We start from the raw sequence: 22398 nt of genomic DNA on the forward strand, positions 1-22398 counted from the left end.
ACTCTAAAATGTTTCGGGGCAGAAGCAATGCGCAAGTTTTGCAATTTACTCACTCGTTAATGGACAGAGATGAGTTAGAGCCGACCGACGGCTCCGTGCCATAAGCGGACTCATGTAATCTTAGACTCTTGTTAGTACTTTACATCGACAATCTAAATTCTTCTATTTTTCGACCAATAACGTCTGTCGCAGAACCTAAGGTTGATGAGACCAGAATATTCTCCACATCAGAGTCATTCAAGATGACAATCATTTTGTTGTGAACCATCCACTGCTCTCTTAGTGTCTGTTCACACCCCGCACTATCGCCTCCATTTCGGCTAAATATCAAGCCAAACATTCCCGCTCCATGAGGTTTCAAATAGTTTGCAACCTGAAGTACATCTGCCTTCTTTACTTTTCGGGTATAATTTTTCGCATCTACGACTATATAATCAGCACTATATTTTTCTCTTAAGAATGCCCAAAAACCATCATTTGCGTAGTTAGGAATAATAAAGTCCCGCCGATTAGCTTTGGAATGATCACTGCTTTCACCGAGTGGTTTTTGTAGAGGAGGACAAAAAACATCTTCAATAATCTCACCGACGAGATCCTGATAAATATAACAATCTTTCCGCCCGGGATTGCAAGACTTTAGTTTCTGGATAAGGAGCTTACTTTTTGACAGTTGTACTGATGCGCCTACACTTCCAATTAGCATTTGCATAATTGGGCTACCAACATCATCAATTTCTTTACTATAATTTTCTATTAGATAATCAAGATCCCATACTTTGATCCCTTCAGACTCGACTTGATTTCTAATCTTATCAGTTAAACGTCCGGACACAGCGAGAACTAACTCTGAATCATTTAAAGCCCCCCCAAGAGCCTTTAGCTGATTTACTGCATTTGATGCTAAGTTTTTTGAAAATGAACGATAAGATTTACATTCAATTAGAGTATGTTTGAAGCGTGAATCAGGCTTATTATCTGTGACAATATCAGCCTCTAATCTTCTTGTATCGCCTAAGATAACCGACCTTTTGACGCTTTTAAACTTACCAGACTTTGCAATGATATTTGTTAGTACATCTACAAATTCGCTCTCTTTAAAAAACCCTCTATCTAGTGCTTTATGGCAATTAGGACAGATTAAAATAAGGTCATCTTCAGATACTTCCCCCTCTGAATTAAAACCATTCAGCATGTGGAGCTCTAAGGGAACTTTTTCACCCGATACTGAGCAAATACAACATGTATTTTTGTATTTATTGATAAGAGCTTTCTTCAATTTTACGGGTATCATTCTTCTTTTTTGCACGATATCTCCCAAAAAGTTCTAACGTCTTATTGAGTACCATTTTGGTGTTTTATAACACACCAAAACGCCGTATATTACATATCCTGATAATTTCACCAATAATTACCATTGTAAACAAGTAATTAAAATAACTAAAAATTAAGCATGCTATTTTGCCCCAAAACGGCGTTTAATAATGTTATTGGACAAAATTAGATTCCTACTCAAAACACAGGAATAAATTTAACTTTTTCTGTGTCCGGTTATCGCTCAATTGAGACCTAAATTCAAACGCACTTTGGGGCAAAGGCGAGTTATGTTTGTAACTCGTCAATGGACATAAATGTGTTAGATCTATAGCTCTAGCGCGTTTAAACAAGGTTAGAAAAAGTATGTAAAAGCCTTGAGCTTTTGTTAAGCAGCTTTTTTACGAATCAAATACTCATAGTTAAACATGCATTTAATTAACTGATGTAGTCGATGCATTTCACGGTATGATATGAGTATTTTCCTCATAAAATCAATAAAGTACATTGATTCCGCTTTCTCTTGCTTTATGCCTTCTTTCTTAGGGTAGTAAGTGATAACTTGAGAAGTATCATCATATTCTGCTTTGACGTGCGCAATTGAGTTGCGGAGCTGGTTATTAATTGCATCTTCACTAATTTGGTACCAACACTCGTCTAAATGGGCGACTTTAAATCCATATGGTAGGTCTGCGAATTGGTTGAGCGACTTCGGCGTTGCCTTGCCAACATCTTTAAACTTATTATGATCTTTACGATAAATAATGTTGTTAATTCCTGCTACCAGAATGAGCTGACGAGACAGAATTTCCGAGATATCTTTGTATAGATCTTTGTACTTTTGAAAGTCATCTGTAGACACCCTAAAAGCAACTAACTCTTTATCGTAATCGGTGTCAAAGTCCAGAAATAATGCAGGTCTAAATGCTAACTCGCCTGCCAAAATTTGCGGGTAAATTTCTAAGCAATCGTACTGTGTATTCTTTAAAAAATCGGTTTCGATAATCTCTTCAAAAAAGGCATCAAATGCCACCGCATTAGAAGATAATGCACCCTTAATACCTTTCATATGAATAGAAACAGACTCTGCATTCTCGGATGGCATTGAAAAAGGAGCAAATACTTTTGCTATCACGCAGTATAGGGCTAAGTTTACATCTTGAGGCTTTTCAGACCTTAGAGTTTCTCCAAATTCTTTTTCACATAACCGTCCAAATAAATTAACGTTTTTTGAGTACAAACGCAGAACACGCTCTAATTCTTTAGTTTTCGAATGCAATATGTTCAAGCCATTCAATCTGGCATTGTGAATGCCAAAGTTTTTATGACCAATTCGACCTACAGCCTTTAAAAATGGTGTATGCCCCATTTTGTACTCACCAAAAGTAACAGGAAAATCTAGGTGTAAATCGACAAATGGATACTCGTTAACAAAAGGTCCCTCAAACTCAACGGCCTTAGCCCCTTTTACTTTTACGCCTTTTCCATCACCAATATTTATATGGATCGCCTCGCCACAACTTGGGCAGCAAAACCTTATTGGTTGAACATCTCTGTTAGACATACCGATTCTACAATCAACCAAACTTTCACAAGTTGTACATTCAAATCTTTGGTTAAAATTCATTTTCCCTTACCAAATTACCTAGCTGATCACAGCTTGCACCGAGTAAATTAAGAGCCTAAACTTGCTCTTGTTAAGCATCAGCACGTACGACTACACTCATTAATTGTCTCAATAAAAGAAAATCATCCGGTGCAATAACATCCATCATTCCTGTTTCAGGATCCACAAAGTATTGAGCTACTCGTCCATGATTAAAAGTATTTACATCCAAAGGGTGCTCTGCAAATGGGTTGTGTAAGATATGTAATCCATCTGCAATATCTTCTGTATAATTAGCTTTCATAGAATTACGCATCTCTGGGAAGATACTGCCATCAACAGGCAAGTGACTAGTATGAAAGACGGTTTGAGCACTTGGATTATCTGCCAAAGCACGAATTTTCCCCCAAGTAGCCAAAGAGCTATAAATTACAGCGCTAACATCTTTGAATTCATCCGTGGTGAAAAGACCTAATGGTATTGTGGCATTTTCATTTTTTATCACAGAATCAACTGGATATTTAATTAATTCATTGGCTCCAGTTGCAATAGTTGTTTCTTCATCAACATATAGTCCATATAAGACTGCTACAATTGCTCTATTTACAGCATAGTGTGAATAAGGACGATCAAAAGATGCCAAACCAATAACATAGGGTTTATCTTTTACATGTTCCAGTTTGGAGTAACTAGTTCGATATTTTTTTATTTTGGATGAAAGGCTATTGGATATTCGAATTGCTGATTGTTGATTGAAAGTAGCAAAATCCGTTGGCGCAAATTTTTGAGAGTGTCCAGCAGGTGCTTCTCCGCCTTGGGGTGGGGCTGCAATTGTTGCTTCTATTACAATAGGCCTGTCTAATTCAGTTATAAAATCTGGAGCATGCTTAGAAAAGTCCGTATTAGCTCCAAGTTCATTTAAAAATGCATTAAGATATAATTCCCACATTGACGATTCGAAAGTAGTCTGGAGTTCATAAACAAACTTTCCATCTCTATCTTCAAAACCTTTAGCCCATGAGTTTAAAACTTCTCGTTCAGGTCCATATTGTTTCTGAAGTATCATTTTAAATATTGGGTGTAACTTTTCATCTTCTGCTATAGGTGTAAATAAATCCATCATAACCCCACTATATTGATGTGCAGCTTAATAGTGTTGTTTCAGCAGACATTGTATTTACAAGGTTTATAGAAAATACCGAGAGCTGTCATGTAACACACTATTACCACAGACTTCTTTCATTCTGAATCCGACAAGTTACAGATCATGTCTGGATAATACCAAATGCATAACTAGATTCATAATCTGCTATTAGGAAAAGTAGGTCAATAACTAGTGAGAGAAAGCTGGGAAGTCCATACAACTTTAAAAGTCAAATTTGGCTGTTTAAGTTGAGGCTTATTCTTACAAAGCAGTTCTTATAAAAGTAAGCAAAACCAGAAGCTCGGTGTAAAAAATGTCAAGACTGGAGTATTTAGTGTCAATAAAAATAATGAATATTGAGTGTCAATATTTATTTGGTTTTTTTGTGTTAATTTGTTGATAATAATGATGTTTAAAGTGTCAATCAGAAATTCAATCGAATGTTGCGAGTCATTTTTGGCCAGACGACCCCGCAACTAGTCAAGCGACTAATAAAGTAAAAAGTAAGATGTGATTTTAATGAAGCTGAGTGCTTAGCTCAGCTTCATCACTTGCCTTAGAGCTGCATGCTTCATAAACCGTTACAATTTCCAGCCTTGTTTTGGTATCCCTTTTGTTGACTGTTTAGTAGTCTAATTGAGTCATTAGAAAAAAGAGAAAGCCAGTGTCTGCAGCTATTACCCTTGCTCAATATGTTAAAAAACGAACAGGTGTGCCTCTGGGGCATAAAGATTCGCTGCGTAATATGCTGAGACTCTCGCTGGGTGCGAGCTCGTTTTATCTGTTTTGGCGATATTGGAATCCGGTGTGGAGCTATTACTTATCTCGGTATGTAATGAAGCCTTGCAATGACATTATGCCGATTTGGTGTGCGGTTGTTGTTACTTTTGCCGTCAGTGGGGCGCTGCACGATTTAGCGGTGAGTTTAGTGAAGTTAAAGCCACTATTCTTTTTTACTCCTTGGTTTACTGTGATGGGCGCTTTGGTATTAGTAAGCAAGTACAGCCAAATACAGTTTAGCTCTGCTCCTTGGTTGTTAAGAGCGCTCGCCAACATCAGCTTTATTGTATTGAGCTATTGGTTGACGAGCCACCTTTTTTAGTGCGTTATTGCGTTGCTAAGGGGTAGTCAGTGTAGCCTTTAGCACCGCCTCCAAATAGGGTATCTGGATCATGCTGAGCCAGTTCAATGCCTTGTTCAATGCGCGCTGGCAGATCTGGGTTGGCAACAAACGGGCGACCAAAACCAATTAAATCAGCCCAGCCTGCGGCTAATGCTTGCTCTGCTTTCTCGCCAGTGTACTTGCCTGCATAAATCATTAACCCGGCATAGTTTTCACGTAGCGCTTGCTTAAAACTTTGCTCCATTAAAGGCGCATCATCCCAATCAGCTTCGGCAATGTGCAGATAAGCAACGTTAAGGTCATTGAGTACTTTTGCTGCGCCAATATAGGTTTCGAACGGGTTATCATCGACCGTACCATTAAGGGTTGTGAGTGGAGCAAGGCGTACGCCAATACGCTCAGCGCCAATTTCATCACATACCGCTTGTGCCACTTGTTGTAAAAAGCGTAAGCGGTTTTCTAAACTGCCGCCGTATTCATCAGTACGTTGGTTCGACTCTGAATCAATAAATTGATTTATTAAGTAACCATTGGCAGCATGAAGCTCAATACCATCAAACCCTGCATCTACAGCATTACGGGCAGCTTGACGGTATTCGTTTATAACCTGTTTGATGTCGTCATGACTCATTGCGCGTGGCTGTGCTGTGGCAACAAAATCGGGTTTGTCATCTTCATCAATAAAAACTTTAACGTCTTTAGCTGCAATCGCTGATGGCGCAATTGGTTGCTCACCACCTGTGTTACTTGGGTGAGATACGCGGCCAACATGCCAAAGCTGAGCAAACATAATGCCACCAGCTTGATGAACTTTGTCGGTTACTTTCTTCCAACCGGCAATTTGCTCGGCAGTGTAAATACCCGGTGTCCAAGCATAACCCTTACCTAGGGCTGATATTTGTGTGCCTTCGCTGATAATTAAGCCTGCGCTGGCACGTTGTGCATAGTAGTCGGCCATTAACTCATTGGCGATATCACCCGGTTGTGATGAGCGAGAGCGGGTCATCGGTGGCATAACAATGCGGTTTTTTAATGTATGACCGGCAAGTTGTACGGTATCGAATAATTTGTTCATTACGGCTCCTTGAAAGCGAATATGCTTTCAGCATAACGAAAATCATTTATGAAATTAATGCCACTAATCACAAAACACTTTTGTTAAAAGTGCAAAAAACTAAAGCGTTAACCTGGGTGCTATAAAGTCTAAAAACGCTAATACTCGTGATGACACACCGCTGTTTTGGTAATACACCGCATGCACTTTTTCGCGGCGATTAGGGCTCAGTACCTCGCCTTCAAGCACTTTTACTAAACGGCCTGCTTTTAAATCTTCGTTGATCATAAATTCCGACAACAAGGTAATGCCATGACCTTGAATACAAAGCTGGCGTACAGTTTCACCACTTGATGCACTGATTGAAAATTTAAGATCTAAAGGCGTGGTTAGCGGCCAGTGATTTAAATGCGGCGCATCGGTAAAACCAATAAGCTGGTGCGAGGCTAAATCGGTTAGCTCATTTAATGGCGGTGCCGTTTTTAAATAATCAGGGCTTGCAACGAGCTGTAACTTACTAACTCCCAAAGTGCGCGCATGCAAGTTTGAGTCAGCAAGTTCGCCAATACGAATAGCAATATCGGTTTTATGCTCAAGTAAATCGATAATGTTGTCGTGGCTGGTGATCTCAAGTTTTATGTCAGGATAAGCTTGGTTAAAGGCTTTTAAATGTGGTGCTAATTGGTGAAACACAAAGGGGCTTGCAGCATCGACTCTTAATTTTCCTGATGGCGCACAGTGCAAAAGCTTTAAGGCCTCTTCGCCTTGTGCGAGCTGACTGAGTGCTTCTCTAGCATAGCCTAAAAATAACTGACCTTCTTCGGTCAGCTCAATGCGTCTTGTAGTGCGGTTGAATAAGGTAACGTTTAAGGATTTTTCGAGCCGAGTTACCGCCCGTGATATTTTTGCTACTTGCTCATCTAATGCATTGGCTGCACTTGAGAACCCGCCGGTATCAACCACGCTAATAAATGCTTCTAAATCTTGGGTGTTGGAGATCACGCTCATGGTTTTACCTTTTCATTTTTGACAAAAGTATTTTGTCACTACTGCTATTTTTTGCAAATTTAATTTTAGCCACAATAGCCGCACTTTCAAAATTAAACAGAGGATATGTGATGCCAATAGCATTACTTGCGTTAACTCTCAGTGCGTTTGCCATAGGCACCACTGAGTTTGTGATTGTCGGCTTAGTGCCAACCATCTCTGATGATTTAGCGGTTTCGTTACCGAGTGCCGGGCTACTTGTTAGCTTGTACGCATTAGGGGTTGCGGTGGGGGCGCCAGTATTAACCGCGCTTACCGGACGCTGGAATCGAAAACATGTATTACTTAGCTTAATGAGCCTATTTGTAATTGGTAATTTACTGGCTTGGCAAGCACCTAGTTATGGTAGCTTGATCACCGCAAGGATTCTAACAGGCCTTGCCCATGGGGTGTTTTTCTCAATTGGTTCAACGATCGCTACTGGGCTTGTCAGTAAAGATAAAGAAGCTAGTGCCATTGCGATTATGTTTACCGGTTTAACGGTTGCATTAGTAACCGGTGTGCCATTAGGGACTTGGATTGGTCAGCACTTTGGTTGGCGAGCGACCTTTTTAGTAGTGTCTTTACTGGGCTTAATTGCACTTGTTGGTAGCGCGTTTTTAATTCCGAGCAACTTAAAGCAAAGTAAACCGGCGACTTTGAGTGAGCAGCTAAAAGTAATGGTGCAGCCTAGGCTTTTACTCGTGTACTTTATGACCATACTTGGTTATGGCGGCACATTTACTGCCTTTACCTATTTAGCGCCTATTTTAGAGCAGCAAACTGGTTTTGCATCAGCCACTATTAGCTTAATCATGCTGGTATATGGGGTATCGGTTGCTGTTGGTAATATTTATGGCGGTAAGTTAGCCGATAAAAAAGGCCCCATTAGTGCGCTGACCATTATCTTTAGTGCTTTGAGTATTGTGCTGTTAGTGCTGACCTTTACCATGCAATCTAAAGTGGCTGCGGTACTGACCATACTTGTATGGGGGGCATTTGCGTTTGGTAATGTGCCTGGGCTGCAAGTTTATGTGGTTAAACTTGCCGAAAAGTTCACACCCAATGCCGTCGATGTGGCCTCAGGGCTGAACATTGCAGCGTTTAATATCGGGATTGCGCTAGGTTCAGTGTTAGGTGGTGTTGTCGTTGAAAACTACTCATTGCAAGACACTGCTTGGATTGGCGCTATCATCAGTTTAGCGGCGTTAATTGCAACACGATACAGCGGTTATTTAGATAAACGCGAGACCCCAAAGCCACAAACAGCTTAAACTAAAATATTGATAGTTCTGGGCTTTGTCGTTATTTTAGGTGCGTAGTTTGATTATTAGTCAATAACTAAAACCACAAGGAATAACGATGAAGCACCTTTATTTTCTGGCTATTTGTTTTTTTAGCACATTTAGCAGCCAAGCAAAGCAAGTTAACCCAGAGCTCACAGCATTAGCACAGCAGTACTTTAATACCATGGTTGCAACACAAGCACCCAATGCCACCAACAAAGAGCTAGAAGCCTTTTTAGCTTTATTAACTGACGATGTAGCAAACCAACACTTGCCTTATCAAACAGATGATGCAAGAGAGCCAGATGGCAAAGCAATGATGCGTAAAGGTATGACTTTTTACCTTGGTGCGCACACCGAATACCAAGCAAACTTACTCGATACCTTTATTTTTAATGATTCAGCCATTGCCTTGCGTTATACCCATCACGCTAAAGGTATACACCCACAAAACCAGCAAGAAATTGAATACACGCAAACCATTATGGATGTGCTCGAAATAGAAGATGGCAAGATAGCGGTTATTCGTAAATACCACGAATGAGCTTAGCTTAACTTTTAGCCTAACATTAGCGCTTTTATAAGCGCTTTTTTATTAATAATACGCCTGCAATAAATTTTCTCTTTTTTCCGCATTTCAGCTTAAATTCATACTTTTTAGGCTTTATTTTGAATAAATTTAAAACTTTTTTATATTTCTGATAATAAACGTAAGAACAGTGGGTTAGCTTAACTTACGTGTGTAGCTTTGCGGTTGTTTACAATTTGTCAACCTTGAATTGCCATGCTCATTACCTTAACCTTTATTTTAATTGAACGTTCAATCAATAAAAAATTATGCCGAAAGTTGGAATGGAACCTGTTCGTCGTCAGCAGTTAATTGACGCCACAATAGAGTCGGTTGCAGAGCTTGGTTTGCAAGGCACCACCATAAATAGCATTAGTAAAAAGGCAGGCTTATCGTCTGGCATTATCAGTCATTATTTTGGTGGTAAGCAGGGCTTAATTGAAGCCACTGTGCGTTATTTATTGACCAGCTTAAAGCAAGCACTTTTGAATCAAGTAACGCCACAGACTAGTCCAGAGCAACGATTAATGTTTATCGTTGAAGCAAACTTTTCGCGTATTCAGCAGCAAAGCAACAACACCAAAACTTGGTTGAGCTTTTGGGCGCATTCAATGCACGACGCCCAGTTGCATCGCTTACAAAACGTAAATAGTAAACGTTTATTTAGTAACTTATTAAGCTCATTCAAACAGTTAATGAGCGATAGCGATGCCAATTTAGCTGCTGAGCTAAGTGCAGCCATGATCGATGGTTTATGGCTAAGAGCCGTATTAAGTAAGTCAGACCAAGATCAATTCGAAAATTGTGAGCGATTAGCCAAAGACTACATTCGTTCACTGATAAAACAGTATGGAGCCTAAAATGACCACACCTGTTTACGAAAATTTTATTAATGGCCATTTTTTAAAGAATCAAACTGGCGATACCTTTGCAGTTAAGAATCCTGCAACGGATGAAGTGATTTATCACGTTGAAATCGCTGATGAGTTTATTCAAAACGCGGCAATCGAAAGCGCAAAACAAGGGTTTGCAGCATGGTCTGCAATGACGCCAATTGAGCGTAGCCGTATTTTATTAAAAGCCGTGGCAATCTTACGCGAACGTAACGATGAACTGGCAAAAGTAGAAGTACTTGATACGGGTAAGCCTTGGCAAGAAGCCGAGTGTGTCGATGTTGAAACTGGCGCCGATGTTATTGAATATTTTGCTGGTCTTGCTCCTGCGCAAGTGGGTCAGCAACAAATGGTTGGCAATGATTTTTACTACACACGTAAAGAGCCTTTAGGTATTTGTGCCGGTATTGGTGCATGGAACTACCCACTACAAATTGCTTGTTGGAAATCAGGCCCAGCACTGGCTGCGGGTAATGCGGTTATTTTCAAGCCTTCTGAAGAAACACCACTTGGTGCAATTAAACTTGCAGAGATTTTCATCGAAGCGGGTGTACCTGCTGGCGTATTCAACGTTGTGCAAGGCGCTGCTGAAGTCGGGCAATGGTTAACAGCAAACCCAAATATTGAAAAAGTGTCTTTCACTGGTGAAGTGGGCACAGGCAAAAAAGTAATGGCAAGTGCTGCAGGTTCACTTAAAGATGTGACCATGGAGCTTGGCGGTAAGTCACCGTTATTAGTATTTGATGATGCCGATGTATCACAAGCTGTTAGTGCGGCAATGTTAGGTAATTTTTATACGCAAGGCGAAATCTGCACTAACTGTACGCGCATTTATGTGCATAAAAATGTTTATCAGCAGTTTATTGATGAGCTGAAAACACGCACAGAGCAAAATATTATCGCTGGCGATCCAATGGATCCTGAGGTGAATTTAGGGGCGCTTATCTCTAAAAAACACCAAGAGCTTGTACTTGGCTATATCGATAAAGGTATTCAAGAAGGCGCAACCTTACTAACCGGCGGTAAGGCACTATCACCAGCATCTGCGCCAAACGGCTACTTTGTGGAACCGACCGTTTTTGTCGATTGTAAAGACGACATGACCATAGTTAAAGAAGAGATCTTTGGCCCGGTAATGAGCGTGTTGGTGTTTGATGATGAAGATGACGTTATTCAGCGTGCAAACGATACCCACCTAGGCTTAGCCGCAGGCGTGTTCACTAAAGATATTCAGCGTGCACACCGCGTGATCCACCAGTTACAAGCCGGTATTTGTTGGATAAACAGCTATGGTAATTCACCTGCAGAAATGCCAGTAGGTGGTTACAAGCAATCAGGTATCGGCCGTGAAAACGGTATCGAAACTTTAGATCACTATACCCAAACTAAATCGATTTATGTGGGTATGAGCAATATAGAGAGTCCATTTTAATGAGTACACAGAACTATGATTACATCATAGTCGGTGCTGGCTCAGCAGGCTGCGTGTTGGCAAACCGACTATCAGCAGACCCTTCTAATAAGGTGTTATTACTTGAAACGGGCGGTAGTGATAAAAGTATTTTTATAAAGATGCCTACCGCGCTATCAATCCCAATGAATACTGACAAATATGCATGGCAATTTCATACCGAGCCAGAGCCATATTTAGATAACCGTCAAATGCACTGCCCACGGGGTAAGGTGTTAGGTGGCTCATCATCGATTAACGGCATGGTCTATGTACGTGGTCATGCCAAAGATTTTGATGAATGGCAGCAACACGGCGCTAATGGTTGGGATTACCAAGCATGTTTACCGTACTTTAAGCGTGCGGAATCATTCTACTTAGGTGGTAACAGTTACCGTGGCGATAACGGCCCATTAGGGGTTAATAACGGTAATGAAATGGCTAATCCGCTTTATAAAGCCTTTATCAAAGCGGGCCAGCAAGCAGGTTATGCGCACACTGATGACTACAATGCAGCCCAGCAAGAAGGTTTTGGGCCAATGCATATGACAGTTAAAGATGGCGTAAGAAGCTCTGCTAGCCGTGAGTATTTAGACCCAGTTAAGTCACGTAAAAACTTAACGCTAGTCACCGGTGCTTTAGCTGAAAAAGTTTTGCTAGAAGGCAAAAAAGCCGTGGGCGTTGAGTATTCAGTATCTGGCTCTAAGCAGCAAGCATTTGCAGCAAAAGACGTTATTTTAAGTGCGGGCCCAATTGGTTCACCGCATATTCTGCAATTATCGGGTATTGGTGATAAAGACATCCTGAGCGAAGCGGGTGTTGAGGTTAAACATCACTTACCAGGTGTTGGCCAAAACTTACAAGATCACTTGGAGTTTTACTTCCAATATAAGTGTAAGCAACCAATTACTTTAAACGGCAAATTAGGCCTTGTTTCAAAAGGGCTAATTGGTGCTCGTTGGTTATTAAATCGCTCAGGTTTAGGGGCAACGAACCATTTTGAATCATGTGCATTTATTCGCTCAAAACCGGGTGTTGAATGGCCAGATATTCAGTATCACTTTTTACCAGCAGCCATTCGTTATGACGGTAAGAGTGCCTTTGATGGTCATGGTTTCCAAGTTCATGTTGGGCATAACAAACCAAAAAGCCGTGGTGCAGTAACGATTAAGTCAGCGGATCCTCAGGTTGCGCCTAAGATCCAATTTAACTACTTACAGCATCAAGATGACATTGAAGGCTTTAGAGCTTGCGTACGTCTAACTCGCGAGATTATTGAGCAAAGTGCGTTTGATGAGTATCGCGATGGTGAAATTCAACCCGGTAAAGATGTTCAAAGCGATGAAGAAATCGATGCTTTTGTTCGTCAGGCGGTTGAGAGTGCTTACCATCCGTCATGTTCGTGCAAGATGGGTGAGGACGAGATGGCCGTGGTTAACTCGCAAACTCAAGTACACGGTATCGAAGGTTTGCGGGTTGTGGATTCATCTATCTTCCCAACCGTTCCAAACGGTAATTTAAATGCGCCAACCATTATGGTGGCAGAAAAAGCGGCGGACCACATTTTAGGTAAGCCTGTGTTATCGGCATCAACTGCAGATGTTGCCATGGAAAAACAATGGCAATCAACGCAGCGTAGTTCGGAGATCTAATAAGGCCACCCGCAGTTTCGGCTGTGGGGCTTGCAGTGGCGCGCATCACGAGTTGTTTGTGGTGCGTTAATGCGAGGAATAAAACTGGAGAAACAATGAAGTATTATTACTTATTTTGGGGGGGTAACTATGACCTTTTGGCTTAGTGCTGGCATCATTTTTACCCTGTTAGCAATTGCGGTTATTTTATTTAAATGGGGTACGGTTAGGTGTGTTGGCGTCACACCGGTTAGAACGTTTACGTTCATTGCAATTTTATTTACATCGGGCCTAGACGTTGGCTTGATTATGTTTCCACTGACAGAGTTTGCAGGTTATGCAGACATAAAAGCAAGCCCAGAGTATGCGTTTGCCAATCCTCTAGCCATTGAATTTGGTTATTGGGGCTTCTTGATCTGGGGATTTTATTTCCTTACGTGCTTTTATTTCTGTGTAATAGAACCCAAAGTAAAGTTCTTTGAAATTGCTTGGGTAAAACTAATTAATAACATCGTTATTATTGGTACATGCGCATTTACTGCATTTTTACTGCTGTCGAATTTACCTTGGTATTTGCCGTCGCTTGGTGATGGTGAGTCAATTATTCCGACATTCTACTTAATGGTGTTTGCAGCGATTTGTTTTGCTGTGTATTCGAGCACAGACATTAAGTATGTACGCTTTTTAAGTATTTCTACTACTTGGTTGTTTATCGCTTTAATTGCATTTATGTGGTTCGGTGCCTTTGTTGGTTCTGATGCACAAACATCTGCATTTGTTGATAACCTTGCGTTGATCGGCGGTTACTTTGGCAATATCAATGAATTTATATTACCGCTGAATGATTACCATGCCTTCTACCTGTTTTGGTGGTTTGCTTGGAGCATCATGATTGGTCAATTTACCTCACGTTTTGTGGGTGGCTTAAAAACTTACCAAGTGCTGGCGGCTATGTTGATTTTCCCATCTATTCCAATCGCTATCTGGTTTAGTGTTTTGTATCAATATCATGAAGCGGGTATTGCAACAGCAGGCCTGAAAAACATCGCTATGGTGTTTGTTGGTGTGGTGTTTGTGATCAACTCACTTGATTCTTTGATCCGTTTATACACAGATAACCTAAACTTAACGGTGAAACGTTTAGGTAAATTTAATTATATTGCCTTAAATGTGGTGGCGCTTTCATTATTAACCCTGCTGTTTAAGTTCGACTTTTTACAGATCCAATGGGTTGGTGCGCTCGTTATTGCGTTATTTTTCGGCTGTGCTGCGTTTATTGGCTACAGCAAGTTAAAAACAGTGAAAAATATCGAAGGTTCACCAAAAGACAATAAATTAGATTACACAAAAATAGAAACAGTTAGCTAAGGGAAACCAACATGACAACAAGACAAACAGTATTAGCAGCAGCGTTGCCATTGGCATTACTATCGACATCAGCCATGGCTGACTTATCGACTACGGTTACATTGGCATCAGATTACACCTTCAATGGTGTAAGCCAAACTATGAATGACCCAGCGATTCAGGGCAGCTTAGATTATGCCTTTGCAGATTCAGGTATGTATGTAGGTACTTGGGCTTCAAATGTAGATTTTGGCGATGGCACAGACATCGAGTGGGATGCGTATTTTGGTAACTATGCTGAGTTAACTGACACCCTTAGTGTTGATTATGGTATTGCTTATTATTCTTACCACGGTGAAGATTACTCAAGCGATGGTAATTATTTTGAGACTTATGCAAAGTTTGGCTATACCAATAGCCTAGGTTTCACAGAACTTAACTTCTGGTACGCTTGGGATTACTTTGGTACCGATGCAGGGCATGTGATTTCTATGGTTGCCCATACCTTTGAAATTGCGCCAAATCATGCAATTCGTGCCAGCTTTGATATTTCTAACTCACTCGATGGTAATAAGTTTGCTTGGGATGGTAATGATAAGTCGTACAACCATTATCGTTTAGCCTATCAAACAAGCTTTGCAGGTTTTGATTTTGAGCTTGCTGGCGAAAATACCAGCCTTGACTGGGATACCGCAGATGAGCGAATTGTCGCGTCTATTTCACGTAGCTTTGATTTATAAGTAGAGCGTTATAATCTCGGCTTTAAAATGAAACGGCTAACCTTGTTTAGCCGTTTTTTATGCCTAGAATATAAGAATTAAATTTCTTCGCCTTCGTGTTGCATTGCTAAATCATCAAGCTCTGCAAGAGTGTAATCAAAACCACTGGTATCGACTTCGTAGCGTATTTTTACGCCATAACCACCTTGGCAAAGACTCGCAGTGACTTTAGCCACCGACCAGTGTTTAAGCTTATTTAAAAACCGATTGGCGGTTTGCTGTGAGTCAAAGCGGTAACTGACTTGCGATTCCATCTCTTTTCTAGCCTAAAATTTTTTCGAGAGTGTATGAAATTGCTCTGTTTAAATCAATTGCTCATTGAAAAAGGCCAATGTGCGTTGCCACGAAAGCTCCGCCTGTTTTTCATCATAACGAGATGTAGAGTCGTTATGAAAACCATGATTTGCTTGCTCATACATGTGCATAGTGTAAGGCACTTGATGCGCTTTTAAGTCGCTCTCGTATTCTGGCCATGTTGCATTAACGCGTTTATCAAACTCGGCTAAGTGTACAAGTAGTGGGGCTTTGATGTTTTGTCTGAGTTCTTTAACGGCCGGAGTGCCGTAATAAGGCACGCCCGCATCAATCAGTTTGCTATCAACTGCTGCTAGGTAGTTAACCATATATCCACCAAAGCAAAAGCCTACCGCACCAAGTTTGCCGTTACTATTTGGGTGTCTTTTTATGTATTCTGCTGCGGCGATAAAGTCTTGTTGGATTTTTTGTTTATCCATAGAGCGCTGCATGGCGCGGCCTTCATCGTCATTGCCAGGGTAGCCACCAAGAGGGTGTAATGCATCTGGCGCAAAGGCAATAAATCCTGCTTTGGCAAGGCGGCGAGCAACATCTTTAATATAAGGGTTTAAGCCCCTGTTTTCATGGATCACTAATACTATTGGGAGCTTGCCCGTTAAATTAGCGGGTTCGACTAAATAGCCTTTACCTTCGCCGTGACCTTTAAACGAATCAAAGGTTTTATAACTGGCTTTAATATCAGGGTCATTAAAGGATACTTGCTCAGCTAATGCGTAGTTTGGCAGTAAAGCGCTACTTAGCATTGCCATTGAATAACCAAGGGCGACTAAGCCACCCAGCTTTTTCATAAAGGTACGGCGGTCCATCAAGCCATGGGCGTATTCATCGTACCAATCGAAAGCTTCTTGGGGAATGTGGTTATGGCGTTGCTCTGTCATACTTATATCCTTTAAAAACGAGTTAGGTTTATAACTTTAGCTGAAATATCAGCGATTAACAGCCAGTTGCTTTGTTTGTATTACTACGTCCATAAAGCGGCGCTGCCAAATGGCCTTAAAGGCTTTGTTAAATAGGTATAAAAAAATCAACGGCATTAATAACAGTTTTAAAATCAGCAGTGACAAGATATTCAAAAAGTCGATAAATAAGTCTTCGACGGCTGCCACCATGTTGCTAATGCCAGAGGTGACGGTGTCGATAATTTTACTCACCTGCGACGATTGGTCTTGATTGAGTGATGCGTTAAGGTTTTCTAGTTGTTCGTTTAAGGCGTCTTTGTCTAAGTTCAGCTGTCTTTGCTGGTTTAGTACCGCATTAAACTGCGCTGTTAATTGCTGCTTTTTATCAAGTAATGGCTTTGCTTGTTCAAGCTCAGTAAAGGTCAGTCGCTCAGACAAGCTGCGGGTTGCTTGAATCGCTTCTATTTGGGCTTCGAGCTCTGCTAAATCACCTTTGAGCTCAGTGGCTCGCTGGTGGTTTTTAATCTGCTGCTCATTTAATAGAGAGAGCTTGTCGAAGATGGTTTGTTTTTCACTATCGACCTCAGCTTTTAGCTTGGCTGATAGGGCAGAGGTGTTATTTGCACTACTATTCACCGTCTCGACTTTTTCGCTCACGATTTCACTTTGCTGGTTTATTTGCTCATCTAAGAATATTTGGCTCACGAGGCCTGTTGTAAGCACCACAGCAGGCACTAAAAAGCGAATTAAAATTAAGCTCGCCATAATCTTATGACGTAAGTTAGGAAAATAGTTACGCCATTCACATATAAAGTAAGCGACGACCGAAACAGTAAAAACACCACTAAAAATAACCCCAGAAGAAATGGTGTATAAAATGCGCTGTAAAAATAACGAGCCTATAGCGAGGCGCATAGCATCCGACATGTATTCAGCTAAGTCATTGACTGGGTCGAGTAGTTGTGCAGGTTGAATACTCGCAATACCAATGCCCACTTCGGCTGATTGCAATAGCGATATAGCAGCATTAACTGTACGAGATGAAGCGTACACTAGGGTTGATTGCACAAGGGCGCTGTCGATAAAGCGCATAATGAAATGGTTATAATGCTCTAGCCAACAAAGAAGTAGCAGTATTGTAAGAGATAAATACTTGATAATATGTTGTTTAGTTAGCATAACGCCCCCGACAGTTAGTAAGCTTGTTCACGCTACACTATTCATAGCCGTTGAAGCAATCTAATAGGATTGAATTATTTTGCCTATTAACTGTCTATGAATTGCTATTCATCGCTTTAGAGGAAATATGAAAGAACCTGCATCAATTGGCCAGTGCTGTATTGAAGATTTAGATCCCGTGCAAGACTTAGGTCGCTTAGTCTCTTATTTACGTTCAAATCTGGTGACTCATCTTGATAATGCGTTAGAGGATAAAGAGTTAACGTCGGCTCAGTACATTGTGGTTGTGCTACTTGCACGCGGTAAAGTAAATACCTTGGCTGAGCTTTGTGAGCACATGGTGTATGACCGTGGTGCCATGAGTCGGTTACTTTCTCGTTTAGAAGACAAGGGCTTAGTTGCAAAAAAGCAGTCAGTTGAAGATCGCCGTTCAACTCTTTTATGCCTCACAGAAAAAGGCCAAAAGCTTTACCCAGAAATTTTACCCACTGTAAATGATATCTATCGCAAAGCACTCACAGGCTTCTCTGATGATGAGCAAAATCAACTCGCAAGCTTGTTGTTTAGAGCTATTCATAATTTAAAAGCATAAATTTCTCTAAGCGGTACATTGTCGCTGTAGATGCATTTTGATAATATAGTTGCCTAGGCATTTAATTTTAACAAGTCCGGGTTGTTATGTTTGAATCATCTTTGCTTGCGCAGCTTCACGCTCAATTTCCAGCTCATCAATTTAGCCCAGAAGGTTTGTCGGTTGTTCACACAGGCCGCTTTGCCAATGCCATTGTTTATCGTTATAAAGACGCGAAATTTGATCTAATTATTAAAGACTTTCAGCACAGCCCATGGTGGGTGAGAAAAACCATCGCGCCGCTTTTTATCAATCAAGAGTACAAAGGGCTGGCACGCCTGCAAGACGTAGACGGAGTGGTCGATAACTTTTGCCGTTTGTCATCAATTGCCATTGCTTATGATTTTATTGAAGGCACGCCACTTCGTCAGCTTGCCTTGCAACAGCAGCATTTATCGAGTGATTTCTTTAAAGAGTTTGAGCGTTTGGTCGCAAAAATGCATCGCCGCGGGGTGGTGCACCTCGACTTACGTAATTTAGGTAATGTTATTTGTTCAAAAGAGGGCAAGCCTTACATTATTGATTTTCAGTCAGCGATTCGCTTTGCACGTTTTCCGCGCTGGTTACAGCGTTTTATGCGTGGTGCCGATATGAGTGGGGTTTATAAAGCATGGCAGAAGTTAGCCAATGACTCGTTACCGCAAGCGAAGGCGGATTATTTGCACGACTTTAATCATGTGCGTAAGCGTTGGATTTTTAAAGGTTATCCGATTCAACGTGCCTATTTATGGTGTAGCGGGGCTGTAACTCAGATACTCAACTCTGACTTTATTCGCAGTATATTAGATAGATTGTAAAAAGCGCGCTTGCACGCGCTTAGTGGGGAGAACTAGTATTTAGGCCAGCCATTCGCATCCCAATTCAGGGTGCTGATGAGCAATTTAGGGGTGCCATTATCACCTGCATCATAGGCATGACGAACAATCACATCGGTATTTAAAATGTCTTGCCCACCCGGACCTACCCATTGGCTATTACCCGCATCTAGAATGCTACCGCCGCTGGCTAACATGTCGGTGCCATTTTTATCTAGGTATGGACCACGAATGTCACTAGAGCGGCCGTACGCAATGCGGTAAGTACTATTCGTGCCGTCACAGCATTTGCCAACCGACACAAACAAATAGTAGTAACCTTGGCGATACACTATGGTAGGCGCTTCGATGCCACCAGAGCGACTTGCTAAAGAGTAGATTTGACCAAATGGTTTCATGGTCATAGGGTTAATTCGTGTTAGTTTAATACCCGAATTCCATGAACCAAAGGCAAGCCAAGGTGCACCATCTTTTGCCACCACAAGATCAGGGTCAATAGCGTTGTAATCATTGCTATTAGTCGTGTTAATGACTAAACCATCATCACGCCAATCACCGGTTGCTACACTGCTTGCTGAGGTAAGGCCAATAGCACTGACACGTGAACCAAAAGTCGAAATAGCATAATAGAGCCAGCTGCGGCCGTTGTAGCTTTTTAATTCAGGCGCCCAGACATCAATTCCATCATGATCTGGCACATAGTTACTCCACCAGCTTAAACCATTTGAAAAAATTGGTAGGGCATCATTCCAATCTACACCGTTACTTGAATATTTTCCGTAAATACCTGGTCCTGTTTGAAAAACCCACCAAGTGCCATTTTCATAGCCAAGGGTTGGATCGTGAGTGACTAAACTACCTGTTAGTGGCCAGTGGTTTGCAGCGCCATTGGTCGTTGATGGATCCCAAGGGGTTGATTCAACATTAGCAAGCTTGGTTAGCTGCCATTGCTGCGCATCGCTGCCGTTGTAGCTCCACTGGCTAATATTTGCGCCATCGTTGCCATCAAAAGCATATAGGTCAAGAGCCTTACCACTGTGATCGTTAATAAAGCTGTAATAGCCGCTACCTTCCTCATTAATTTGCCAGTGTTGGCTGGCAAGATTAGCGTACTCATATTGCACCACATTGCCGCCATCGGCGGTCGAGAAGTCAAACACCTCTAAGGCTTTACCACTATTTAAGTTAATAACCGAATAGTTGCTGCCACCTATGTTGGTGATTAACCAGCGCTGGGTGTCGTGATTAGTGTCAGCCCACTGACTAACATTCGCACCGTCGTTGGTTTGCGCGCTGGCTACTTCAACAAACTTAGCACTGTACTTTGATTTAATGGTGTATACACCATTATCAATCGCATAAGCACTGGGCAGTATGAGGGTTGTTGCCAAGCTGAGCGCAGCTAGCGCTTTTTTTGAAAGTATCATTGTGTCTCCAAATCATTGTTATTGAGCTTTCCTTGTGTGTTTTGCTCCATGGATGAGTTTTGATCAACACCAACTCTATGATTGGTGCAAATGAAAACTATTTATAATACTTTATTATATTATTACTTTTGTAAAGGTGATCGGTAAAAATAATTAACAAAAATTTTACCTTTAACTGTTTTGGAAGGGACTTGATTAGCTGAGATACAAAAAAGCCACTCTGTGAGTGGCTTTCGGATGTTATTGAGTAATAAACTGGCTGGGAATATCCCATTTGAGTGTATGAAGTTGGCCTTGCCAAGTTTGGATGGTGATCCACAATTTATCATCAGCTGAGATGGTTTTAGGGGCTATCGCGTGGGCATGCTGGCCATGATTGGTGCCATGCATTATGCCTTCTTCATCTTTAGCAAACTCAGTCAGTGGTAAAGGTGCTTGGCCAATATTTAAATACGCCTGACGAACATTGCTTATGTCACCTTGATTAAAGGCGATAAAGAAATCTTTAACATACTCATTGTGGTGTGAATACGGGGCATCTTCATTTAGCGGCATCGGGGCTATTTTAAATTCGCCCGCTTGTTGCTCTTGCCAAAGTGCAGGAAACTGAGGATTCAATGACTGATAAATAAACCATACAGGTAAAGCCAGTACCACAGCATGTAAAACATACTTTTTACGTTGCCACCAAGTTGCTTGTAAACGAGCCATTAGTTTGCCTCCTGAACGTTATTCACTGGCGCAGCTTGGCGCGCTTTTACAGGTTTGTTATTTACTAATTTTGCGGCGTACATCATAAAACCAGTGATCGACATACCACTTAAAATCAAACCAAAGATAAACCAAATAACCTTTGTCCACAGGCCGCCAATATTACCGTAATGCAGCGGATCGGCGATATGCGAAAGGGTCAGTAGTCCCGACATGGTTTCTGGGCTTTTACTTGCTGCAATTTCACCCGTCCAAGGATTGATTGAAGTTGAGTAAGCGTAGTTATCGTAGAAAATAGTATCGCCACTGCCCATGATATTAAACATGCCGCGGTTATGCTCTGGCAGCATCACATAGCTAGGTTTGAAATCTGGGTATTTCTCTTTGGTAATAGCCAGTGCCGCTTTTAAGTCGGTTGGTGGTGTTTGCTTATCAGCAGGTAAAGTTGAAACCGCCACGAGCGGTGCATGCTCTTCAATGTCTATTTCGTTATGCCACATGATGGCTTGCACTAGATACCACAGGCCTGTGAGTGCCATTACTGCCATAAACCAAATTGACCAAACGCCACTTAGGGTATGTAAATCTTTTAGAAAGGTTTTTTTACCTTGGTTAAAACGTAGTTTCGGCTGACTAAATGCGCGCCAAAAGTTTTTATAAATCACTAAGCCTGTTACTAGTGCACCTAAAATAACAAAAGCCATGGCGCTGACGAGGTAATAACCTACGCTGTAGCCTTCTTGCCAAGGAAAGAATAGCCAGCCGTGTAGGGTACGCATAAATTCAATGAATGAGATAGTGTCATTAACCGCTTGTACTTCGCCTGTGTATTGATTGACGTAAGCCACAGCGTAAGGTTTGTCGGTATCAGTGAAAATAACCGCATTAACCAAGTAAGGCTCATAAGTGAGTACACTCATTACATCGGCAGTCGGGTAGGCTTTTTCAACGCTATTAATAACTTGATCAACACCAAGGGCTGGTAAATCATTCGGGTTGTTTGCGCGTGCTTCACTATTGGTCAACCAAGTAAGCTCATGGCTTATTACAGACACAGTACCTGTGACGCAGATAAAGCAAAATAGCACCCATACAGGGAGCGAAAACCAACCATGCAGTTGGAACCAAAGACGTTTACTCATGGTAAAAATAGCCCGACGTTAATTGATGATAGTAATTGTTATCATTTAAATTGTACTACAA

General features: G+C 41.4%; 21 protein-coding genes. 10 read left to right on the forward strand and 11 right to left on the reverse strand.

The annotated features are described in order from the left end of the window. Nucleotides 1-139: 139 nt before the first annotated feature. The 3 genes from NFU46_RS04330 to NFU46_RS04340 form a co-directional block, all read right to left on the reverse strand. Nucleotides 140-1306 carry a restriction endonuclease gene (locus tag NFU46_RS04330; RefSeq protein WP_251600056.1) on the reverse strand — a complete coding sequence of 389 codons (1167 nt, stop codon included), beginning with the start codon at nt 1304-1306 and terminating at the stop codon, nt 140-142. Between the two features lie 393 nt (nt 1307-1699). Next, complete coding sequence (locus tag NFU46_RS04335; protein WP_251600059.1) at nt 1700-2938, reverse strand: hypothetical protein; 1239 nt, start codon at nt 2936-2938, stop codon at nt 1700-1702. Between the two features lie 70 nt (nt 2939-3008). After that, complete coding sequence (locus NFU46_RS04340) at nt 3009-4040, reverse strand: glycosaminoglycan attachment site (protein WP_251600062.1); 1032 nt, start codon at nt 4038-4040, stop codon at nt 3009-3011. A gap of 685 nt (nt 4041-4725) precedes the next feature. Here NFU46_RS04340 and NFU46_RS04345 point away from each other — a divergent pair. Next, a complete protein-coding gene (locus NFU46_RS04345; RefSeq protein WP_251600065.1) occupies nt 4726-5163 on the forward strand; it encodes an MBOAT family O-acyltransferase in 438 nt (145 codons plus the stop codon). 4 nt (nt 5164-5167) lie between these two features. Here NFU46_RS04345 and NFU46_RS04350 read toward each other — a convergent pair whose 3' ends face one another. Together NFU46_RS04350 and NFU46_RS04355 are read right to left on the reverse strand one after the other, a co-directional pair. Then, on the reverse strand, nt 5168-6259 hold the full coding sequence (locus NFU46_RS04350; protein WP_251600068.1) for an alkene reductase: 1092 nt from the start codon (nt 6257-6259) through the stop codon (nt 5168-5170). A gap of 99 nt (nt 6260-6358) precedes the next feature. Continuing rightward, complete coding sequence (locus NFU46_RS04355; protein ID WP_175082306.1) at nt 6359-7246, reverse strand: LysR family transcriptional regulator; 888 nt, start codon at nt 7244-7246, stop codon at nt 6359-6361. A gap of 110 nt (nt 7247-7356) precedes the next feature. Here NFU46_RS04355 and NFU46_RS04360 point away from each other — a divergent pair, with 110 nt between their 5' ends. The 7 genes from NFU46_RS04360 (at nt 7357) to NFU46_RS04390 (ending at nt 15179) form a co-directional block, all read left to right on the forward strand. Continuing rightward, on the forward strand, nt 7357-8538 hold the full coding sequence (locus tag NFU46_RS04360) for an MFS transporter (RefSeq protein ID WP_251600070.1): 1182 nt from the start codon (nt 7357-7359) through the stop codon (nt 8536-8538). A gap of 88 nt (nt 8539-8626) precedes the next feature. Continuing rightward, the gene (locus tag NFU46_RS04365; protein ID WP_251600072.1) at nt 8627-9094 is read left to right on the forward strand and encodes a nuclear transport factor 2 family protein; all 468 of its coding nucleotides are present in this window, start codon (nt 8627-8629) and stop codon (nt 9092-9094) included. A gap of 293 nt (nt 9095-9387) precedes the next feature. Beyond that, nucleotides 9388-9978 (forward strand): transcriptional regulator BetI, encoded by a 591-nt coding sequence (betI, locus tag NFU46_RS04370; RefSeq protein WP_055020667.1) that lies wholly within the window; start codon nt 9388-9390, stop codon nt 9976-9978. 1 nt (nt 9979) lies between these two features. Then, nucleotides 9980-11443 carry a betaine-aldehyde dehydrogenase gene (gene betB / locus NFU46_RS04375; protein ID WP_054554308.1) on the forward strand — a complete coding sequence of 488 codons (1464 nt, stop codon included), beginning with the start codon at nt 9980-9982 and terminating at the stop codon, nt 11441-11443. Next, nucleotides 11443-13113: a choline dehydrogenase gene (gene betA / locus NFU46_RS04380; RefSeq protein ID WP_175079998.1), complete on the forward strand. Its 1671-nt coding sequence runs from the start codon at nt 11443-11445 to the stop codon at nt 13111-13113. Before betB ends, betA begins: the two co-directional genes overlap by 1 nt. A 129-nt stretch (nt 13114-13242) precedes the next feature. Beyond that, nucleotides 13243-14460 (forward strand): choline transporter, encoded by a 1218-nt coding sequence (locus NFU46_RS04385; protein WP_058586477.1) that lies wholly within the window; start codon nt 13243-13245, stop codon nt 14458-14460. Nucleotides 14461-14471: 11 nt separating this feature from the next. Then, entirely contained in the window at nt 14472-15179 is a 708-nt protein-coding gene (locus NFU46_RS04390) for a TorF family putative porin (protein ID WP_175082308.1), read from the forward strand. A gap of 77 nt (nt 15180-15256) precedes the next feature. Here the strand turns inward: NFU46_RS04390 and NFU46_RS04395 are convergent, their stop codons facing one another. From NFU46_RS04395 to NFU46_RS04405, 3 genes are read right to left on the reverse strand one after another with little or no spacing between them, the layout of a single operon-like run. After that, nucleotides 15257-15472 (reverse strand): hypothetical protein, encoded by a 216-nt coding sequence (locus tag NFU46_RS04395; RefSeq protein ID WP_054562273.1) that lies wholly within the window; start codon nt 15470-15472, stop codon nt 15257-15259. Nucleotides 15473-15520: 48 nt separating this feature from the next. After that, complete coding sequence (locus NFU46_RS04400; RefSeq protein ID WP_175079996.1) at nt 15521-16411, reverse strand: dienelactone hydrolase family protein; 891 nt, start codon at nt 16409-16411, stop codon at nt 15521-15523. A gap of 48 nt (nt 16412-16459) precedes the next feature. Further along, a complete protein-coding gene (locus NFU46_RS04405) occupies nt 16460-17611 on the reverse strand; it encodes a hypothetical protein (RefSeq protein WP_175079995.1) in 1152 nt (383 codons plus the stop codon). Between the two features lie 127 nt (nt 17612-17738). Here NFU46_RS04405 and NFU46_RS04410 point away from each other — a divergent pair, with 127 nt between their 5' ends. Both NFU46_RS04410 and NFU46_RS04415 read left to right on the forward strand, forming a co-directional pair. Beyond that, on the forward strand, nt 17739-18203 hold the full coding sequence (locus NFU46_RS04410) for a MarR family winged helix-turn-helix transcriptional regulator (RefSeq protein WP_251600075.1): 465 nt from the start codon (nt 17739-17741) through the stop codon (nt 18201-18203). 86 nt (nt 18204-18289) lie between these two features. Further along, the gene (locus NFU46_RS04415; RefSeq protein ID WP_251600078.1) at nt 18290-19039 is read left to right on the forward strand and encodes an RIO1 family regulatory kinase/ATPase; all 750 of its coding nucleotides are present in this window, start codon (nt 18290-18292) and stop codon (nt 19037-19039) included. A 32-nt stretch (nt 19040-19071) separates the two neighbouring features. Here NFU46_RS04415 and NFU46_RS04420 read toward each other — a convergent pair whose 3' ends face one another. From NFU46_RS04420 to NFU46_RS04430, 3 genes are all read right to left on the reverse strand, one after another. Beyond that, complete coding sequence (locus NFU46_RS04420) at nt 19072-20484, reverse strand: family 43 glycosylhydrolase (protein ID WP_251600081.1); 1413 nt, start codon at nt 20482-20484, stop codon at nt 19072-19074. Between the two features lie 240 nt (nt 20485-20724). Continuing rightward, entirely contained in the window at nt 20725-21195 is a 471-nt protein-coding gene (locus NFU46_RS04425) for a hypothetical protein (RefSeq protein WP_130166598.1), read from the reverse strand. Next, nucleotides 21195-22346 carry a PepSY domain-containing protein gene (locus NFU46_RS04430; RefSeq protein ID WP_105175283.1) on the reverse strand — a complete coding sequence of 384 codons (1152 nt, stop codon included), beginning with the start codon at nt 22344-22346 and terminating at the stop codon, nt 21195-21197. The genes NFU46_RS04425 and NFU46_RS04430 overlap by 1 nt, the downstream gene beginning before the upstream one ends. Nucleotides 22347-22398 lie beyond the last annotated feature (52 nt).

It is taken from the genome of Pseudoalteromonas sp. NCCP-2140 (assembly GCF_023708065.1).
GTDB lineage: Bacteria > Pseudomonadota > Gammaproteobacteria > Enterobacterales > Alteromonadaceae > Pseudoalteromonas.

Coding starts and splice junctions, on each gene's coding strand:
- NFU46_RS04335 (WP_251600059.1), bottom strand. CDS start 2,938: ATGAATTTTAACCAAAGATTTGAATGTACAACTTGTGAAAGTTTGGTT.
- NFU46_RS04340 (WP_251600062.1), bottom strand. CDS start 4,040: ATGATGGATTTATTTACACCTATAGCAGAAGATGAAAAGTTACACCCA.
- NFU46_RS04350 (WP_251600068.1), bottom strand. CDS start 6,259: ATGAACAAATTATTCGATACCGTACAACTTGCCGGTCATACATTAAAA.
- NFU46_RS04355 (WP_175082306.1), bottom strand. CDS start 7,246: ATGAGCGTGATCTCCAACACCCAAGATTTAGAAGCATTTATTAGCGTG.
- NFU46_RS04360 (WP_251600070.1), top strand. CDS start 7,357: ATGCCAATAGCATTACTTGCGTTAACTCTCAGTGCGTTTGCCATAGGC.
- NFU46_RS04365 (WP_251600072.1), top strand. CDS start 8,627: ATGAAGCACCTTTATTTTCTGGCTATTTGTTTTTTTAGCACATTTAGC.
- betI (WP_055020667.1), top strand. CDS start 9,388: ATGCCGAAAGTTGGAATGGAACCTGTTCGTCGTCAGCAGTTAATTGAC.
- betB (WP_054554308.1), top strand. CDS start 9,980: ATGACCACACCTGTTTACGAAAATTTTATTAATGGCCATTTTTTAAAG.
- betA (WP_175079998.1), top strand. CDS start 11,443: ATGAGTACACAGAACTATGATTACATCATAGTCGGTGCTGGCTCAGCA.
- NFU46_RS04385 (WP_058586477.1), top strand. CDS start 13,243: ATGACCTTTTGGCTTAGTGCTGGCATCATTTTTACCCTGTTAGCAATT.
- NFU46_RS04390 (WP_175082308.1), top strand. CDS start 14,472: ATGACAACAAGACAAACAGTATTAGCAGCAGCGTTGCCATTGGCATTA.
- NFU46_RS04395 (WP_054562273.1), bottom strand. CDS start 15,472: ATGGAATCGCAAGTCAGTTACCGCTTTGACTCACAGCAAACCGCCAAT.
- NFU46_RS04400 (WP_175079996.1), bottom strand. CDS start 16,411: ATGACAGAGCAACGCCATAACCACATTCCCCAAGAAGCTTTCGATTGG.
- NFU46_RS04405 (WP_175079995.1), bottom strand. CDS start 17,611: ATGCTAACTAAACAACATATTATCAAGTATTTATCTCTTACAATACTG.
- NFU46_RS04410 (WP_251600075.1), top strand. CDS start 17,739: ATGAAAGAACCTGCATCAATTGGCCAGTGCTGTATTGAAGATTTAGAT.
- NFU46_RS04415 (WP_251600078.1), top strand. CDS start 18,290: ATGTTTGAATCATCTTTGCTTGCGCAGCTTCACGCTCAATTTCCAGCT.
- NFU46_RS04420 (WP_251600081.1), bottom strand. CDS start 20,484: ATGATACTTTCAAAAAAAGCGCTAGCTGCGCTCAGCTTGGCAACAACC.
- NFU46_RS04425 (WP_130166598.1), bottom strand. CDS start 21,195: ATGGCTCGTTTACAAGCAACTTGGTGGCAACGTAAAAAGTATGTTTTA.